15 protein-coding genes are annotated in these 16,103 nt (G+C 62.8%); 2 read left to right on the top strand and 13 right to left on the bottom strand.

From position 1 onward, the window contains the following. A partial coding sequence (locus V6M52_RS15250) for a ComEC/Rec2 family competence protein (protein ID WP_332701630.1) occupies nucleotides 1–1,103 on the bottom strand: 1,103 nt, incomplete at its 3' end. Nucleotides 1,104–1,180: 77 nt separating this feature from the next. On the opposite strand from V6M52_RS15250, the gene gltX reads away from it, so the two are divergent. Both gltX and gltA read left to right on the top strand, forming a co-directional pair. Next, nucleotides 1,181–2,599, top strand: a complete 1,419-nt coding sequence (gltX, locus tag V6M52_RS15245; protein ID WP_442881873.1) for a glutamate--tRNA ligase — start codon at nucleotides 1,181–1,183, stop codon at nucleotides 2,597–2,599. Between the two features lie 149 nt (nucleotides 2,600–2,748). After that, on the top strand, nucleotides 2,749–4,038 hold the full coding sequence (gene gltA, locus V6M52_RS15240; RefSeq protein WP_332701629.1) for a citrate synthase: 1,290 nt from the start codon (nucleotides 2,749–2,751) through the stop codon (nucleotides 4,036–4,038). Here gltA and V6M52_RS15235 read toward each other — a convergent pair. From V6M52_RS15235 to rpsB, 12 genes are all read right to left on the bottom strand, one after another. Further along, nucleotides 4,014–5,165 carry a lipid-A-disaccharide synthase gene (locus tag V6M52_RS15235; protein ID WP_332701628.1) on the bottom strand — a complete coding sequence of 384 codons (1,152 nt, stop codon included), beginning with the start codon at nucleotides 5,163–5,165 and terminating at the stop codon, nucleotides 4,014–4,016. The two genes, gltA and V6M52_RS15235, sit on opposite strands and share 25 nt — an antisense overlap. Continuing rightward, a complete protein-coding gene (gene lpxA / locus V6M52_RS15230) occupies nucleotides 5,166–5,975 on the bottom strand; it encodes an acyl-ACP--UDP-N-acetylglucosamine O-acyltransferase (protein WP_332690164.1) in 810 nt (269 codons plus the stop codon). It abuts the gene before it with no gap. Next, nucleotides 5,972–6,448 carry a 3-hydroxyacyl-ACP dehydratase FabZ gene (gene fabZ, locus V6M52_RS15225; RefSeq protein ID WP_332690167.1) on the bottom strand — a complete coding sequence of 159 codons (477 nt, stop codon included), beginning with the start codon at nucleotides 6,446–6,448 and terminating at the stop codon, nucleotides 5,972–5,974. The genes lpxA and fabZ overlap by 4 nt, the downstream gene beginning before the upstream one ends. Then, on the bottom strand, nucleotides 6,445–7,473 hold the full coding sequence (gene lpxD, locus V6M52_RS15220; protein ID WP_332690169.1) for a UDP-3-O-(3-hydroxymyristoyl)glucosamine N-acyltransferase: 1,029 nt from the start codon (nucleotides 7,471–7,473) through the stop codon (nucleotides 6,445–6,447). Before lpxD ends, fabZ begins: the two co-directional genes overlap by 4 nt. Before the next feature lie 78 nt (nucleotides 7,474–7,551). Next, a complete protein-coding gene (gene bamA / locus V6M52_RS15215; RefSeq protein ID WP_332701627.1) occupies nucleotides 7,552–9,672 on the bottom strand; it encodes an outer membrane protein assembly factor BamA in 2,121 nt (706 codons plus the stop codon). 184 nt (nucleotides 9,673–9,856) lie between these two features. Next, nucleotides 9,857–10,993, bottom strand: coding sequence for an RIP metalloprotease RseP (gene rseP, locus V6M52_RS15210; protein WP_332690175.1), 1,137 nt, complete (start codon nucleotides 10,991–10,993; stop codon nucleotides 9,857–9,859). Nucleotides 10,994–11,033: 40 nt separating this feature from the next. Next, nucleotides 11,034–11,894: a phosphatidate cytidylyltransferase gene (locus V6M52_RS15205; protein WP_332690178.1), complete on the bottom strand. Its 861-nt coding sequence runs from the start codon at nucleotides 11,892–11,894 to the stop codon at nucleotides 11,034–11,036. Further along, the gene (locus tag V6M52_RS15200; protein ID WP_332690181.1) at nucleotides 11,891–12,652 is read right to left on the bottom strand and encodes an isoprenyl transferase; all 762 of its coding nucleotides are present in this window, start codon (nucleotides 12,650–12,652) and stop codon (nucleotides 11,891–11,893) included. The genes V6M52_RS15205 and V6M52_RS15200 overlap by 4 nt, the downstream gene beginning before the upstream one ends. A gap of 27 nt (nucleotides 12,653–12,679) precedes the next feature. Beyond that, complete coding sequence (gene frr, locus V6M52_RS15195) at nucleotides 12,680–13,234, bottom strand: ribosome recycling factor (RefSeq protein WP_332690184.1); 555 nt, start codon at nucleotides 13,232–13,234, stop codon at nucleotides 12,680–12,682. 17 nt (nucleotides 13,235–13,251) lie between these two features. Next, nucleotides 13,252–13,971: a UMP kinase gene (gene pyrH, locus V6M52_RS15190; protein ID WP_442881872.1), complete on the bottom strand. Its 720-nt coding sequence runs from the start codon at nucleotides 13,969–13,971 to the stop codon at nucleotides 13,252–13,254. A gap of 198 nt (nucleotides 13,972–14,169) precedes the next feature. Then, nucleotides 14,170–15,120 carry a translation elongation factor Ts gene (tsf, locus tag V6M52_RS15185; RefSeq protein ID WP_332701626.1) on the bottom strand — a complete coding sequence of 317 codons (951 nt, stop codon included), beginning with the start codon at nucleotides 15,118–15,120 and terminating at the stop codon, nucleotides 14,170–14,172. A gap of 68 nt (nucleotides 15,121–15,188) precedes the next feature. Next, entirely contained in the window at nucleotides 15,189–15,968 is a 780-nt protein-coding gene (gene rpsB / locus V6M52_RS15180) for a 30S ribosomal protein S2 (protein ID WP_332692796.1), read from the bottom strand. Between the last annotated feature and the right edge of the window lie 135 nt (nucleotides 15,969–16,103).

Genomic DNA, 16,103 nt, shown 5'->3' with positions numbered 1-16,103 from the left:
CCCGCCAGCACCGCGCCAAAGATCAGCGCCAGCATGATGGTCGAGCGCAAAGCCGGCACATTGGCCAGCCCGCCCGCCAGCAGCAGATAACCCAGCGCAGCAACAATGCCCGTCGCGGCCGCGATCTTCTTGACCGGCCAGCGCGTGGCGACTGCCGGAATGGACGCAAGGCCGAACCGCAGCAGAAAGAAGATACCGCCGGCGACGATGGAAAGATGCAGCCCGGAAATGGAATAGATATGCGCCAGACCCGAAGCCGCCATCACCTCCCGCGTCTCGTCAGTGATGGCGCTCTGGTCGCCAACCACCATGGCCCGGCCAATGGCGGCGGAAGCGCCATCGAGCACCGCATCGATACGCCCCCCAATCGCCATGCGCAGCCCTTCCACGGCGCGCGTGGCATCCAGGGCACTGCCGGTCGAGACCAGCGCAAAATCCCCCGTCACCGTGCCATAGGCACCGATGCCGGCAAAATATGCGTGGAACTGGCCGTCAAATGCCCCCGGCAGAATGGGCCCGGGCACCGGCGCCAGCCGCATGCGGGCCCGGATGACGTCGCCCGGCGCCAGCGCTGGCGTGGGCGGCACCACCAGCCGCGCCTTGGCGATGTCGACCGGCCGGTCCCCATCGACAGGAACCAGCCCCGAAACGACAACGCGCCGAGCCTCCTCGGTGGCCGAGACGATCTCACCGACCCGCGCCTCGAACAGTCCATAGGCGGGCCGCGCCAGCATCTCGGTGCCAAGCCACATTCCGTGCAGCGGCAACAGGCAGAACCCCGCCCAGAACGTGGCTACCAGCCCGATCGCCGGTAACGCGGCGGACCGCCACAACAGCGCGACACCCAGCACGAGGCCAGCTGCCACCGCGATCAGCACCCAGGCTTCCGGCTCGAACGGCAGCGCCGCATAGCCGATGAGGCCGGCGATCATCATGAACGGCAGCAGCACAAAGAGCCGCCGGGCCGCAACGGCGTCATCAAGCGACCGGACCAGCCCCGCCGGTTGCCGAGATGCCAGCTGCGGCAGCGATGGTCGCGCAAGCTGTTGCGCCGGCACGGGAGCCGCGCCAGCGTCGCGATCGAGTGTTTCGGTCCCCTGCACCCGCTTCGCCCCCGCCCTTGCGCTCGTGCCGCTCTATGCTACACACGGCCTCGAAATCCTCCAAGCACTCCGGTCTCATGTCCCAGGTCGTTACCCGTTTCGCCCCCTCGCCCACCGGCTATCTGCATATCGGTGGCGCCCGCACGGCGCTCTTCAGCTGGGCCTATGCCCGCAACAAGGGCGGCAAGATGCTGCTGCGTATCGAGGATACCGACCGCGAACGCTCCACCGAGGCCGCCGTCGTCGCGCTGGTCGACGGGCTGAAGTGGCTGGGGCTGGATTGGGAAGGCGAGCCGATCAGCCAGTTCGGCCGCGCCGCCCGCCATGCCGAAGTCGCCCATGAACTGGTGAAGATGGGCCACGCTTACTATTGCTATTGCTCGCCCGCCGAACTCGACCAGATGCGTGAGGAAGCCCGCGCCGCCGGAAAACCGCCCCGCTACAACGGATATTGGCGTGACCGCGACCCCAAGGAAGCGCCCGAGGGCGTCGCGCCAGTCATCCGCATCAAGGCGCCGCTGACTGGCGACATCGTCGTCGACGACCACGTGCAGGGCAAGGTGGTGTTCAAGGCCGAGAACCTGGATGACTTCATCATCCTGCGCTCGGACGGCACGCCGACCTATATGCACGCCGTGGTGGTGGACGACCACGACATGGGCGTCACCCATATCATCCGTGGCGACGACCACCTGACCAATGCCGCCCGCCAGATCGTCATCTACAACGCCATGGGCTGGACCGTACCGGAGATGGCCCATATCCCGCTGATCCACGGCCCGGACGGCGCCAAGCTCAGCAAGCGCCACGGCGCCCTGGGCGTCGAGGCCTACCGCCAGCTGGGCTATCTGCCCGAGGCCCTGCGCAATTACCTCGCCCGCCTGGGCTGGAGCCATGGCGATGACGAGATTTTCTCCACCGAGCAGATGATCGAGTGGTTCAGCCTCGAAGGCCTCAACAAGGGCGCTGCCCGCTTCGACTTCGTCAAGCTCGAGAATATCAACGGCCACTATATCCGCGAAGCCGCGCCGGCCTATCTCTACGACGTCATGCTGGCCACGGCCGCCGAAGTCGGCCGTCAGGTGGACGTCGACGGGCTCAATGCCAATAAGGACACGGTGCTCGCCGCCCTGCCCGAACTGCAGCCACGCGCCAAGACCGTCCTGGAGCTGATCGACTTGGCCCAGTTCATCTATGCGACACGTCCGCTTGCCATTGATGCGGCTGCAGCGGTGCTGCTGACCCCCGACACGCGAGCCGTGCTCAAGGACATGGCCGAAACGCTACACGGCCTCAACGAATGGTCGGTCCCGGCCATCGACGCAGCCATGCGCACGCTGGCAGAAGCCAAGGGACTCAAGCTCGGAAAACTGGCGCAACCGCTGCGCGCCGCACTCACCGGACGCACGGTTTCCCCAGGCATTTTCGAGGTTATGGTGCTCATCGGACGAGATGAAAGTATGGCTCGTCTCGGGGATCAAATCGGCGCTGTCTAGTGCTATTAGGAGGGTAAGCCTTGCTTACCCATTGGTTGCCTCGGGCGGGCAAAAGCTGATACCTGTCCACAGCAGCCACGACTGCCCAGTTCACGGCCCCACCCGACCGACCTTGCTGTTTGGAACAAGGGGCCTTCGAGGAGAGCTAAATGACCGATAAAGTCGCCAAACTCGTCATCGGGGACCAGACGCACGAATTTCCGGTGCTGTCAGGATCCGTGGGGCCGGATGTCATCGACATCAGATCGCTCTACGCCAAAACCGGAATGTTTACCTACGATCCGGGCTTTACCTCGACGGCCGCGTGCGACAGCGCCATCACCTATATCGACGGCGACAAGGGCCAGCTGCTTTACCGCGGCTATCCCATTGAGCAGCTTTCCGAAAAAAGCAGCTATATCGAGGTCTGCTATCTGCTGCTTTACGGCGAACTGCCCAACAAGGCGCAGCTCGAAGAGTTCAGCGAGCTGGTTACGCGCCACACCATGGTGCATGAGCAGATGCACTATTTCTACCGCGGCTTCCGTCGCGACGCGCATCCCATGGCCATCATGACCGGCGTGGTCGGCGCCATGGCCGCCTTCTACCATGACTCCACCGATATCACCGATCCGCAGCAGCGCGAGATCGCCTCGATCCGCATGATCGCCAAAATGCCGACGATCGCCGCCATGGCCTACAAATATTCGGTCGGCCAGCCCTTCGTCTATCCGCGCAACGACCTCGATTACGCGTCCAATTTCCTGCACATGTGCTTCTCGGTCCCGGCCGAGCCCTTCCAGGTTAATCCCACCATTGCCAAGGCGATGGACCTGATCTTCACGCTGCATGCCGATCACGAGCAGAATGCCTCGACCTCGACGGTGCGCCTGGCTGGTTCGTCTGACGCCAACCCGTTTGCTTGCATCGCCGCCGGCGTTGCCTGCCTCTGGGGTCCGGCCCATGGCGGCGCCAACGAAGCGGCGCTCAACATGCTCAAGGAAATCGGCACAGTCGACCGCATTCCAGAGTTCATCGCGCGCGCCAAGGACAAGGGCGACAGCTTCAAGCTGATGGGCTTCGGTCACCGCGTCTACAAGAACTTCGATCCGCGTGCGACCGTGATGCAGAAGACGGCCAAGGAAGTGCTCGACCTGCTCGGCGTGCACAACAACCCGACCCTGCAGGTGGCCCAGGAACTCGAGAAGATCGCGCTCGAGGACCCCTATTTCATCGAACGCAAGCTCTACCCCAACGTCGATTTCTACTCGGGCATCATCCTTGAGGCGATCGGCTTCCCCACCTCGATGTTCACCGTGCTGTTCTCGGTCGCCCGTACCGTTGGTTGGATCAGCCAGTGGAAGGAAATGATCGGCGACCCGCAGAAGAAGATCGGCCGGCCGCGCCAGCTTTATGATGGAGCCCCGGCGCGCGACTACGAGGCGCTCAACGCCCGCTGATCCCAGTGTGCGAGGACCCGGTCCGCCGGGTCCTGACGGGGAAAGCGATCCTCGCCGGTTTCCATAAGATTCGAAAGCTCGCCAAAGGCCGCAATCTGGTCCTGGCGGGCTTTTTTGTCATCCAGCAGCACGCGCACCGCGGCCAGCATGACTTCGCTATCGGGGGCTGACTGAACCAGTTCGGGCACGGCCGGCCGGCCGAGGATAATGTTGGGCAACGCGACCGGGGGCCGCCCGTGCCTGGCATAAATCCGCGCCTGGTGCGGGTCGAGGACATAGGTCACCACTTCAGGCACCTGCGCAAAGGCTAGTTCCAGCGTCACAGTGCCGGAAACGGCAAGGGCCAACACCGCTTGCCGATAGAGATCGGCTCGCGCCGCCCGATCAGACACAACGCGCACCGGCACAGCCCAAGCGGCCGTTTCACGCACCATGCGATCATGCAATGACGACAGCGTGGGAATGACTATGCCATCGACGGCAGGATGATCGGCGATACGCTCGGCAACCTGTCGAAACGAGTCCAGGTGCCGGCGCAACTCGCCATCGCGGCTACCCGGCAGCAGAACCAGCGGTCCCCGCTCTAGCGCGTTCCGGCTCAGGCGCTCGCCAAGGGCGGGATGGCCGACATAGCTGGTCGTCGGACCGCCCAGGCGCTCCATCACCGCCGGCTCGAATGGCAGCACGGCCAGCACCTCCGCAAAGAACGGCTTGAGCTTGGCAGCGCGTTGCGGCGCGCGCGCCCATACCGAGGGAGCCACATAGAGGATGAGGCTGCCGGCAAATCCGAACATCTTCAGCCGGCGCGCTACGAGCTTGGAAAAGTCCTGGGAATCGACCAGCACCACGATATCGGGCCTGGCTTTTCGGATGGCCCGCGCCGTCTGCTCCACCCGCCATAGCAGCAGCGGCAGGCGCAGCAGCACGTCGCTGATGCCCATCACCGCCAGATCACTCATGGGAAAGAGCGAATGGAGGCCCTCGGCCTGAAGTTCAGTGCCCCCGACGCCGCTGAAGGCCAGGGGCACGCGCTGCTTGAGCCGACGAACCAGGTCCGCCGCGATGCGGTCACCCGAGGGCTCGCCGGCCAGGATGAACAGCTTGAGCCGGTCGCCTGGCCCGGCCATTTACTCTGCGGAGTGGCCGTTGCGCGGCATCAGGATCGGGCGATCCGACGCGGCGGCGATGAAGGAAACCACGTCCTGCACCAGGTGATCGTCCTTGAACAACTCGGCCGCATCCTCGACGCGCTCACGCAAGGTGCCTTCGCTGGCAAAGATCAGCCGATAGGCGGCGCGAAGCCGGTGGATCGCCTCGCGATCGAATTTGCGGCGCTTGAGCCCCACCAGGTTCAGCCCGGTAAGCGAGGCGCGGTTGCCCACCGCCATGCCATACGGGATCACGTCGCCATCGACCATCGAGTGCGCACCAATAAAGGCATGCGACCCGATACGGGTGAATTGATGAATGACGCAGGTGCCGCCAAAGATCACATTGTCGCCGATCTGGCAGTGGCCGGCGATGCCCACATAATTGGCCATGATGACATTGTTGCCGATAATCGCATCGTGTGCCACATGCGCGCTGGCCATGATCAGGCAGTCATTGCCGATCCGGGTGACCATGCCGCCACCTTCCGTCCCCGGATTGATCGTCACCGACTCGCGGATCGTGCAGCGTTCACCGATGATCAGGCGCGACGCTTCCCCGTGATATTTGAGATCCTGCGGCTTGTGACCAATCGAAGCGAAGGGATAGATCTGCGTACCGGCGCCAATCTCGGTATTGCCGTCGATGGAGACATGCGAAACCAGCTCGACATTGTCGTGCAACACGACATCGTCGCCGACGATGCAATAGGGACCGATCTTGACGCCATTGCCCAGGCGCGCCAGCGGGCCGACAATCGCTGTCGGGTGAACGCTGGGTCCGCTCACGAATTAGCCTCGATGATCATCGCGGTGATTTCAGCTTCCGCGATGATCGTGCCGTCGACGATCGCCTTGGCCTCATAGCGGCCGACATTGCGGCGGCGCTGGATCTTGGCAATGTGGAACTCGATCGTGTCGCCCGGCCCTGCCGGCTTGCGGAACTTGGCCTTGTCAACGCCCAGCATCAGCACGATGTTCTTCTTGCCGCCGCCCGCGTCATGCTTGATGACGATTGCGCCGGCCGTCTGCGCCATGCCTTCGATGATCAGCACGCCCGGGAAGATCGGATTCTCGGGAAAGTGGCCCTGGAAGATCGGCTCGTTGAACGTGACATTCTTGATGCCGACGGCGGTCTCGTCGCGGTCGATCTTGATGATCTTGTCGATCATCAGGAAAGGATAGCGGTGCGGCAGACTCTTGAGGATTTCGGCAATGCTCATTGCCCCGAGCTCGGTGCTCACTGGTGCGTTGTCGGTCATCCCCGCTTGTCCCCCTTGGAAAGTTTTCGCATCGTAGCGAGTTCGCGCCAAAAATCTCTTATATCCTGCGCCGGAGCGCCGGCAAGTTTGCTGCCGGGTGGCCAGTTTTTGGTAACGGCGGCGCGGCCATGCACCACCGAGCCGGCCCCGATGGTCAGGTGACCCGAGGTTCCCACTCCACCGCCCATCAACACGCCGTCGCCAACCACGGTCGAGCCGGACAACCCGCTCATCGCCGCGATCAGGCAGTTGCGGCCGATCTTGCAGTTGTGGCCGATCTGCACGAGGTTATCGATCTTGGTGCCCTCGCCGATCATTGTGTCGCCAAGCGCGCCGCGATCAACCGTCGAATTGGCACCGATCTCGACCCGATCCTGCACCAGCACCCGGCCGAGCTGCGGCACCTTGCGATTGGACTGGCCAAAATCAAGCCAGCCGAATCCCTCGGTGCCGATGCGGACGCCTGAATGAATGACCACTTCATTGCCGATATGAGCGCAGTCGATGGTGCAATTGGCGGCGATGGTGCAGTTGCGGCCGATGGTGACGCCCGCCCCGATAACGGTATTGGCGCCGACCACTGTGCCGCGACCGATCTCCACGCCCGGGCCGATCACCACATTGGACCCAATCAGCACATCGCGCTCGAATACCGGCGCGCCCAGGTCATCGCGGCCGGCCGCGATGATCGAGCGGGTGTTTGAGGGATAAAGAAGGTCGAGCATGTCGGCGAACAACTGGTGCGGCTTATCGCTGACAATAGCCATACTGCGGCCAGGCACCATTTCGCGCAGCGCCGGTAGCACGATGACCGCGCCGGCGGATGTGGCACGCAGTTCCTCGACATAGCTGGGGTGGGCCGCCAGGGCCAGGTCGCCAGCCCCCGCCAGATCGAGTTCGGTAACGCCGGATATGGCGAGGTCCGCGTCCGTCAACCCCGCCAGAAGGTCGCGTCGGTTAAGCTCTGAGAGAATGCTGCCGATAGTGAACGGGCCGGCAAAGCGATGAAAGCGGGTGTCGACCATCAGTCAGTGTCACTTAAAAAGCATTGAGCCGCGGCGCTACCGCCCCGCGGCTCAATGAACTGTCTCACGCCACGGCGGCTAGAACAAGGTCGACATCGTCAACTGGAAGACCTGGGTACGGTCAGTGGTCGACTTGTTCAGCACATGGGCAAAGTCGCCACGCAGCGGGCCAAACGGGCTGTCCCAGATCAGCGAGGCACCAATCGAAGTGCGCCATGGCACGTCGATGCTGTTCGGATCCACGGTGTTGCCACCGAGGCGCGGAACGTTGACGCCATCGACCCAGGCCGCATCGGCCCAGATCGCGCCGGACACGCCGTAGTTCTCCGGCACGCCAGGGATCGGGAACTGGATTTCCGCCGAGGCGCCAGCATAGGCCACCGCACCAAGGAACTCGCCATTCGTCAGGCGCGGCCCGAGACCACGACCTTCAAAGCCACGGATCAGCTGCGAACCCGGCGAGAAGGCCTCCACAGCATGAACGCCGTTGCCGCTCAGGTCGTTGATGACACCAGCCTGGCCGCGGACGCTGCCAACGATGCCGCTATCGTCAAGCAGAGGCACATAGTAACGGGCACGAGCTTCGCTACGGATCAGGCTATGATCCCAGCCGACATACTGCTGGGTGAAGGTGGCAAAGAGACCTTCCGTCGGCTTCTTGACGTCGTCCACGCCATTCCAGGTCAGCGTATAGCCAACGAAGGCCTTGTGGAATTCCTGGCCGTTGGTGACCAGTACAGACGTCGGGGCATCGGTATCCTTGATGACCTTGCGTTCCATGCCAACAAACACGGTGGCCGAGAGATCGCTGGTCAGCGGCATGCCGGCACGCAACTGCCCGCCCGTCGACTGCGAACCATAGACTGTGGCGCTGTTTTCGTCGTCGATGCGATGATAAACGTCGACGCCGGTTGCCACCTTGAGCCCCATGAAGCGCGGCTCGGTGAACGAAAAGTCAAAGGTACGGCCGGACTGCGAGGCACCGATGGCAGCCCGCAGATACTGACCACGACCCAGGAAGTTGCGCTCCGTAAGCGACACTTCGCCCAGAATGCCGTCCTGCGTGGAGTAACCGGCAGTGGCACCATATTCACCGGTCGACGTTTCCGTCACGGCGATGTTGACCACCACGCGGTCGGCTGCCGAGCCCGGCCCGGTCGTCACATTGACGGACGAGAAGAAGCCAAGCGCGTCGATGTTCTTGCGGCCGCGAACCACCAGGGCACGGTTGAAGGCGTCGCCTTCTGCAAATTCCAGCTCACGACGGATCACGAAGTCGCGGGTCTTGGTATTGCCGGTGATGTTGATGCGCTCGACATAGAGGCGCGCACCCTCATCGACCAGATAGGTCACGTTGAACGTGCCGTTGGCAACATCGCGGTCAAGGCGAGCACGGACATCCACGAAGGAATAGCCCTGCACGGTGGCCTCATAGGCCATTTCCTCGATCGTCTCCTGCAGATCGGTGACGGAGTAGTTGCCGCCTTCGCCGGTCTGCACGGTACCCCTGAGAGCATCGGTATTGAGGCCGGTAATGCTGGTCTCGATGCCAACATTGGCGAATTCGTACTTCTGGCCCTCGTTGATGGTGAAGTTGATGAAGTACGCATTGCGCGCCGCATCATATTCGCCGACCGAGGTGACCTGCGCGTCGGGGTAACCCCGGCTCGCGTAATAGAGGCGGATCCGCTCGCGATCGACGGCGAGCTTCTGCTCGTCATAGCCGTCATCCTTGAACAGCCAGCTCAGCAGACCGGTTTCCTTGGTGAGCATGGTGCTCTTGAGGCTATTGCCACCAAAGGCATTGTTGCCGGTGAAGTTGATCGCAGCGATACCCGCGCGATTGCCTTCATTGACGACGAAGATGACGCGGACGCGGCCGTCGGTGGTTGCCTCGGTGCGCGACGTCACGGAAACGGAAAGGAACCCGTCGCGGTCATAGGCCTGCCGGATGCTTTCGATATCCGAGGCCACGCGCTGCTGGGAGTAGATGCCGGAGGCCGACACGTCGACCATGGCAAGAAGCTGGGAATCCGAGAAGCGCCGATTGCCCTCGAACAGGACAGAGCCGACAAGTTGTTCCTGAGCCTGAGCAGTGACAACGCCAAGAAGCGGAATGCTGGGTCCGGCGAGCGGTGCTGCACCCAGAATCGCAAGCGCCAGAAAAGCGCCGCGCATCAGCTTGGTGGGATGGATCATATTATTATTGCCTTCTGCGACCAGGCCCAAAGAATCGCTATGCACAGCGCTCCCCCAAGCTAACTCCATTGCACCGTTTTACCGTCTTTTTAACCAAGGACAAGGCGCAAGCCTCGACGCGGTTAGCAAATGATTGGTGCTCTTGTATTCCTGCAACACCTTACGAACCAAGGTTAACAACGCGTTAACGCAAGATTCCGAAGTGCGCGAAGATCGTATCGTTAAAGAGCGTGAACACCATGAGCGCAAGCACCAGGGCAAACCCGAATCGGAACCCTATTTCCTGCATCTTCATGCTGAGCGGACGCCCCCTGACGGCTTCAATCAGATAGTACAGAAGATGGCCGCCGTCGAGCATCGGCACAGGTAAAAGGTTGAAAATTCCGATATTTAGCGAGAGCAGCGCCGTCAGATTGATCAGCGCGATGATGCCCAGCGTCGCCACCTCCCCGGAAACCTTGGCAACCTTGACCGGTCCACCCAATTGCTCGACGTCGCCACGCCCGACAAAGAAGTCGCCGAGGAACGCCGCCGTCCGCTGGATGATGAAGCGAATCTCCTCGACGGTCATGCCGACCGCCTCGACCGGACCCGGCCGATAGAGACTCACATCGGTCTCGGCCACGTCCCGGCTCACGCCGATTCTGCCGATCTTCTGCATGTTGCCGAAGCGGTCTTCCACCTCGGCCACTTCGGGCACCAGCACGATGGTTTCGGCGCCGCCATCGCGGTCCAATTCGATCGTCACCGCTCGTGCCGGGCTGGTCGCGACCAGCCGCTGGAAATCCTCGAAGCCCCGTACCGCGTAGCCATCCACCGAGACGATCACATCGCCTGGCTCGAGGCCCGCCGTCTCGGCGACCGAACCGGCGATAACCTCACCGACAACCGGGGGAATGGTGTAGCGGCCATAGCCCAGCAGCAATGCATAGAGGATGACGAAGGTCAGGATGACATTGGCGATCGGTCCTGCCGCAACGACGGCGATCCGCCGCCAGACATTCTTGTTGGCAAACAGTCTCGGCGCCAGATCGGGGTCGGCATTGGCCACCGCATCGGCATCCGGCACGCTGGCCGCGTTCAAATCGCCCACAAAGCGCACATAGCCGCCCAGCGGAATGGCCGAGATGCGCCAGCGCGTTCCCTGCTTGTCGTCCCAACCGATCAACTCACGCCCGAAGCCGATGGAGAAGGTCTGGATGGCCACGCCGTTCCACCGGGCCACGAGGTAATGCCCCATCTCGTGCACGAATACGATGGCCGTCAGTACCGCCAGAAACGGCACCACGTAGGACAGCAGCCAGTAGATGAATTCGAACATGGTGTTCCCTGCTTATGCGGGCGGCGTGGCACCCGCGGCGCTACCAGTAGAGCAGACCTTCGGCGACCGAGCCGTATCCCGCATGGAGTGCCCCCACCAGCAACACGAACAAAATGCCGAATGTGAGGCTGTCGAGCCGATCCATCAGGCCACCATGGCCAGGGATGATATCGCCGCTGTCCTTGATCCGGAAATGCCGCTTGACCGCGCTCTCGCTGAGATCGCCCAACTGACCCAGCACGCTGATCGTCGCCGACAGCACCAGGCCGATCCACCAGGGCGAGTCAGTGGCCAGGACCCACACCAGCAGCCCCGCCCCGGTCCCCAGCGCCAGCCCGCCCAGCGCCCCCGACCAGGTCTTGGACGGCGAGATATCGGGCGCCAGCTTTTCGCCACCGATCTGCCGGCCGGTAAAGAAGGCCGCCGAATCGGTCATCCACACCACCGTACCCAGATAGACCCCGGCCCACACACCCGCCACCGTATCCCCGCGCATGGCCAGCGCCGCCACGATGATGGCACCGTAGATCACCAGCCCCAGCACGCGCCACGGCGCTTCCTCGCCGCGCATGACAATGGCCACGGCACAGGCCACCGCAATGACCGAAGTCGTTCCCAGCGGGCCCAAAAATGGGTAGATCAGACCCGAAACAGCCACCAGGCCAATGAGTACCATGCCGCCCGGGGTCAGCGGCGCGCGGGTGACCATGGTCTCCCACTCGCGGTAGGCGCCCGCGAACACGGCACCGACCACGGCAGCAAACACATAGCTGCCGACATAGAGTGCCGTAGCTGTCAGGGCGACCAACACCGCCGCCGAAAGCAGCCGCGGCCCGAGATCGGACCAGCTACGGCGACGGCTTGGAGCAGGCTCTGGCACGTGATGGCCCTGATCGCTCAAGATTGTTTCGCCTCGATCCCGCCAAAACGCCGGTCGCGCAGCGCGAACGTCTCGAGCACTTTGACGAAACTGGCTTCGCCGAAATCGGGCCAGTATTCGTCGACAAATACGAATTCGGAATAAGCGGCCTGCCAAAGCAGGAAATTGGATATGCGCTGCTCGCCGCTGGTCCGGATGATGAGGTCGGGGTCGGGCAGCCCGGCGGTATAGAGCGCGCCGGCGATCGTATCCTCGGTGATCGCCTCGGGCGACAGGCGACCGGCGGCGACCTCGCGGGCGATATGCCGCGTGGCGTCGGCGATCTCGGCCTTGCCGCCATAATTGAAGGCAACAATGAGCACCAGACCGCTATTGCCGGCGGTCTTGGTCTCGACATCCTCGATCAGCCGCACCAGGCTGGGCTCGAGCCCGTCCCGGCTGCCGATGATCCGGACCTGCACATTGTTGCGGATAAGATTTTGAAGGTCGGATGCAACAAACCGGCGCAAAAGATTGAAGATAAACGATATCTCATCCTTCGGCCGCGTCCAGTTCTCGGATGAGAAGCTGAACACCGTCAGGTGCGCCACACCGTAATTGATGCAGAGCTGGACCAGGTTGCGGAGCGCCTTGACGCCTTCGATATGGCCCTCGGTCCGGCGCTTGCCGCGCGCCTTGGCCCAGCGGCCATTGCCGTCCATGATCACGCCAAGGTGGTTTGGAATGCGCAAGCGCGGGCGCTGCTCAAGGTCGGCTGTGATGGCTGGATCGATGGACATCTACGCCTCCGGCGCAGCTCAGCCGACTTAGACCTGCATGATTTCCGCTTCTTTGGCCGCTACCACCTGGTCGATTTCCGTGACCGCGGCGTCGGTTGCCTTCTGCACCAGGTCCGCCTGCACGCGCGCATCGTCCTGGCTCAGATCGCCATCCTTCTCGGCCTTCTTCAGCGTGTCCATGCCGTCGCGACGGATGTGGCGCACCGCGACACGAGCGGCCTCGGCATAATTATGCGCAACCTTGGACAGATCGCGGCGGCGCTCTTCGTTGAGCTCGGGCAGCGGCACGCGGATCACCTGTCCCTCCCCCATCGGGTTGAGGCCCAGACCGCTGTCGCGAATGGCCTTTTCAACCACCATGGCCAGCGAACGATCCCAAACCTGCACGCTCAGCATACGCGGTTCCGGCACGGTCACCGTGGCGAGTTGGCTCAGCGGCGTGCGCGAACCATAGGCCTCCACCATCACCGGCTCCAGCAGGCTGGCGCTGGCACGACCCGTGCGCAGTCCGGCAAGTTCGTCACGCAGCGACGTGATCGACTTCTGCATGCGGGTTTTGAGTTCGGCGAGATTGTAGGCCATCTTATCGTCCTTCTAGGCTAGATCAGCTTGCCGACGCGCGTAAAGCGGGTAGTCCCTGCCAGCACACCGGCAAGGCCCGCCGCGTCGTCCAGCGCATATACGATTATCGGCATGCTGTTGTCGCGGGCAAGGGCAAATGCCGCAGTATCCATCACGCGCAGATTCTTGCTGATGACTTCGTCATAGCTGACGGTGTCATAGCGCGTGGCATCGGGGTTCGTCATCGGGTCAGCCGAATAGACCCCGTCGACCTTGGTCCCTTTCAGCACCACGTCGCATTCCAGCTCGATCGCCCGCAGGGTCGAGGCGGTATCGGTGGTGAAGAACGGATTGCCGATGCCTCCGCCCAGCACGACCACGAAGCCATCCTCGAGCGCCAGCTTGGCGTCGCGCGCGGTGAAGGTGTCGGCGACCGAGGGCATGGACACGGCGCTGTAGGGCATGGACTTGGCGCCCTGGCGGGAAATGGCATTGCTGAGGGCCAGCGCATTGATCATGGTCCCGAGCATGCCCATCATGTCCGCGGTCACGCGATCTGTGCCATCGGCGGCGCCGGCCATGCCACGGAAAATGTTGCCGCCGCCCACCACGATGGCGATCTCGACGCCGCTATTGGCGACATCGGCGATCTGCTTGGCCACGGCCTGCAGAAAAGGCGGTTCAATACCGAAGGAGTTGTCTCCCGCCAGCGCCTCGCCCGAAACCTTGAGGAGAATGCGTTTATAGGCAGGCGCCATCGGCAAACCCCTCTTGAGAAAATGAAGCGGGGCCCGAATCCGGCGGCACCCGGCAGACCCTATGGCAAAAACGCCTCCAAAAGAAGGCGCCATACCATTGGAAATAAAACTACGGCAGGGTTTTGCGCTCGATCCCGGCCAAATCAAGGCCGCAACAGGAGAGCGGCGAACGGGCCCGTAGGCCCGCCCGCAATCGGCCTACTTAGCCGGTTCGTTGTCGTTGCTCTTCACGCCGGCGGTGGCAGCGACTTCGGCAGCAAAGTCGGTCTCGACCTTCTCGATGCCCTCGCCCAGCGCGTAGCGCACGAAGCGGGTCAGCTTGATCGGGGCGCCAACGTCCTTTTCCGCATTCTTGATCGCGACGCCGACCTTGGTCTCGCCATCGATCACGAAGGTCTGCGCCAGGAGCGTGACTTCCTCAAAGTACTTGCGCATGCGGCCATCGACCATCTTTTCGGCGATCTCGGCCGACTTGCCCGATTCCTTGACCTGCTCGAGGATGATGGCGCGCTCGCGGGCGACAACGGCCTGGTCCAGGTCTTCCGGATCGATCGACAGCGGGTTGGTCGCCGCGATGTGCATGGCCAACTGCTTGCCAAGGGCACTCAGCGCAGCCTTGTCGCCGGTCGACTCAAGAGCCACCAGGATGCCCATGCGGCCGAGGCCACCCTTGACGGCATTGTGGACATAGCTTTCCACCACGCCATTGCTGACCGACACCACTTCGGTGCGGCGCAGGTTCATGTTCTCGCCGATCTTGGCGATGGCTTCGGTCAGTTCGGCCGAAACCGAATGGCCCGAACCGGGGAACGGCATTTCGCCGAGCTTGACCACGTCGCCATCGGCGTCGAGGGCCAGCTTGGCGACATTGCCGACGATCGCCTGGAACTGCTCGTTGCGGGCAACGAAGTCGGTTTCCGAGTTCACTTCGACGACGGAAGCCTTGGTGCCGCTGGTAGCAACGCCAACCAGGCCTTCGGCCGCAACGCGGTCGGCCTTCTTGGCAGCCTTGGCGAGGCCTCGCGTGCGCAGCCAGTCGACAGCGGCTTCCATGTCGCCATTGGTTTCGGCCAGGGCCTTCTTGCAGTCCATCATCCCGACGCCGGTCGAGTCACGGAGCTGCTTGACCATTCCTGCAGTGATTTCCATGGGTTCACCTCTTGGCGACCCCATTCAAGGGGCCGCGTGGTTCAAATCAGTATGAATGCGATACGCGCTTAGCTGGCGGCGGCGGTCGGAGCTTCGTCGGTCGGCAACTCTTCAGCCGGCGCGCGATCGGAAGCACCGAGATCGGCGCCGAGAGCCGACGACGAGCGGCCGATGCCGTCGATGGCAGCCTTGGAGATCAGCGACACATAGAGCTCGAGAGCGCGCGACGCGTCGTCATTGCCCGGGATCGGGTAATCGACCGTGTCGGGATCGCAATTGGTGTCAACGATAGCGACGACCGGAATACCCAGGCGACGGGCTTCCTTGATCGCGTTGGCTTCCTTGTTGGTGTCGATGACGAACAGGAGCGAAGGCAGGTTGCCCATGTCCTTGATGCCGCCCAGGTCGCGCTCGAGGCGTTCCTGTTCGCGGCTCATCATCAGGCGCTCCTTCTTGGTGCGCAAAGCGAGTGCGTCTTCGCTCATCGACTCGAGTTCGCGCAGGCGCGAGATCGAGTTCGAGATGGTCTGCCAGTTGGTCAGCGTGCCGCCGAGCCAGCGGGAATTGACGAAATACTGGGCCGACTGCTTGGCAGCCTCGGCCACCAGCGGCGCGGCCTGGCGCTTGGTGCCGACGAACAACACGCGGCCGCCGTCAGCAACGGTGTCGCTGACGAGCTGCAGCGCACGGCTCAGGGCCGGCACGGTCTGGCTCAGATCGAGAATGTGGATGTCGTTGCGAACGCCGAAGATGTAGCGCTCCATCTTGGGGTTCCAGCGATGCTTCTGGTGACCGAAGTGGACGCCTGCTTCAAGCAGTTGACGCATAGAAAAATCGGGCAGTGCCATGATGGCTGCTCCTTGTTTACCGGTTGATGCCGCCACGAGGCCTTGCGACGGTCTCCCGTCACCGGATGGATTTTCGGAACGCCCGAAAAGCCTGCCTCGTGTGTGAAATCGCGCTGACACGCAGTCAAACGCAGG

Origin of the sequence: Devosia sp., from assembly GCF_036676215.1 — a bacterium.
In the GTDB taxonomy this organism is placed as follows: domain Bacteria; phylum Pseudomonadota; class Alphaproteobacteria; order Rhizobiales; family Devosiaceae; genus Devosia.
Note: the sequence above shows the minus strand (reverse complement) of the source record. Positions and strands in the feature narration are given on the sequence as shown.